The organism is Methylobacterium crusticola (genome assembly GCF_003574465.1).
In the GTDB taxonomy this organism is placed as follows: Bacteria; Pseudomonadota; Alphaproteobacteria; order Rhizobiales; family Beijerinckiaceae; genus Methylobacterium; species Methylobacterium crusticola.
Genome location: NZ_QOWC01000438.1, coordinates 1 through 2,065, shown reverse-complemented (window position 1 = coordinate 2,065; position 2,065 = coordinate 1). Strand labels below are relative to the sequence as shown.

Sequence of the window (2,065 nt, the reverse complement as noted above, 5' to 3'; positions counted from 1 at the left end):
GGCCGGGGGGTCGCGGCGCACGAGGGGCATCAGGGCAGCATCCCGAGTAGCGAGTCCGCGATGGCGTCGAGGGGAGCGACGACGTCCGCGCCGCCGGCGCGCACGAGCTCGCCCGGCATGCCCCAGACGGCCGCCGTCTCCTCCGACTCGGCGATGGTGCGCCCGCCCCGCGCGCGCAGCGCCGTCATCGCGCGGGCGCCGTCCCGGCCCATGCCGGTCATCAGGATCCCGATCAGGCGGGCCGGGTCGACGTGGTCGAGGGCGCTGTCCACGAGCCGGTCGACGCTCGGGTGCCAGAGGTGGTCGGGATGCGCCGGGATCGGCGCCGCCACGAGGCCCGCGGGCCTGCGGGCGACGATCACGTCCGCGTCGCCGCGCCCGACGTAGATGCGGCCCGGGGCGAGGGGCAGCGGGCGCCCGACCTCCTCCACGCCCAGCGCGCAGAGCCCGTCGAGGCGCCGGGCGAGGGGCCCGGTGAAGCTCCCCGGCATGTGCTGGGCGACGATCACCGGCCAGGGGAAATCCGCGGGCAGCCGCGACAGGAGGGCGTCGAGCGCCCGGGGACCGCCCGTCGAGGTGCCGACGAGGACGAGGCCCCCCGGGCGGACGCCCCCGGCGCGCTGCGGCTGCGCGTGCGAGCGCGGTTCGACGCCCGGGCGCGGGTCCCCGCCGGGGCGCGGATTCTCGCCGGGACGCGGTTCCCCGCCGGGGCGATGCCGCGCGAGGCTCGTGCGGGCCCGGACCCTCGCCCCGAGGCCGAGGGCGGGGCGCAGGCGGGCGCCGGCCGCGGCGCGGACCTTCTGCACGATGGCGGGCCCGATCCGGTCGAAGTCCAGCGACACGGCGCCCGAGGGCTTGGCGATGAAGTCGACCGCGCCGCGCTCCAGGGCGTCGAGTGTGACCTCGGCGCCCGCGGCGGTGAGCCCCGACAGCATCACGACCGCGCAGGGGCGCTCCAGCATGATCCCGTCGAGGCAGGCGAGGCCGTCGAGGCCGGGCATGGCCACGTCGAGGGTGACGACGTCGGGCCGGAAGCGGGCGTGGGCGGCGAGCGCCTCCCGGCCGTCGCGGGCGAAGGCCACCTCGAAGTCGCCCTCGGCGGCGAAGAGCCCCCCGAGGAGACGGCGCATGAGGGCGGAATCGTCGACGACGAGGAGGCGGATCACGCGGCCCGCCCCCCGGCCCGGCGGGCCGCCGCCGCGAGCCCGCGCGCGGCGCGCGCGAGCAGGATGTCCGGGTCGACCAGGAGGATCCCGCTGCCGTCCGGCAGGGTCGCGGCGGCCGCGAGGGCGCCGGCCGCGGGCACCGGCGCCGGGGAGGCGAGGGCCCGGATGCCCGAGACGGCGTCCACGAGGAGGCCGCTGCGGGTGCCCGCCCGGTCGACGACCACGATGCGGCGCCCCGGGTCGGGCGGGCCGGGGCACAGGCCGAGCAGCGCCCGCAGGTCGACGACCGGCAGCACCTCGCCGCGCCGGTTGAGGGCGCCGGCCAGGAGGGCAGGCGCCCGCGGCAGCCGGGTCACGCGCGCCGGGACCCGCAGGATCTCGGCCACGGCGGACAGCGGCAGGCCGTAGCGCTCCGGCCCGAGCGCGAAGGCGAGGCAGCGCGGTTGCGCCGCCTCGCCGGCATGCCGCGGGGCGCCGGGCTGGCCGGCCGGCCCCGGGAGGAAGCGGTCGCGGGGACCGCCGCCCGGGGGAGCGGCCGCCGGGGTCGCGGCCACCCGGACGAGCGCCTCCGCGGACAGGATCGAGACCAGCGTCGCCCCGTCGTCCAGGCGGCCCAGGGCCGTGACGGGGCTTCCCGCGCGGCGCAGCACCGGGGGCACCGGATCGATCGCCGCGGCGGCGAGCCGCAGGACCGGCCCGACCGCGTCGACCACGAGGCCGACGCGGGTGCCGGCGTGGTGCGCGACGACGATCCGGTCGCCGGGACCGGGCGCCGGGGCGGCGGCCCCGAGGAGGCGCGCGAGCGGCAGGAGCGGCAGGGCCCGCCCGCGCAGCGTGATGCTGCCGGGCTGCGGGCCGCCCGCGGCCTCGCGCGGCAGCGGCACGATCGCGGCGACCTC

2 protein-coding genes are annotated in these 2,065 nt (G+C 80.4%); both read right to left on the bottom strand.

Going from position 1 to position 2,065, the window contains the following annotated elements; all coding sequences use genetic code 11:
• Nucleotides 1–29 precede the first annotated feature (29 nt).
• Entirely contained in the window at nt 30–1,166 is a 1,137-nt protein-coding gene (gene cheB, locus DT057_RS34715) for a chemotaxis-specific protein-glutamate methyltransferase CheB (RefSeq protein ID WP_128566530.1), read from the bottom strand.
• On the bottom strand, nt 1,163–2,065 hold a 903-nt coding region (locus tag DT057_RS34710; protein ID WP_203236466.1), incomplete at its 5' end, for a chemotaxis protein CheW. The genes cheB and DT057_RS34710, both read right to left, overlap by 4 nt.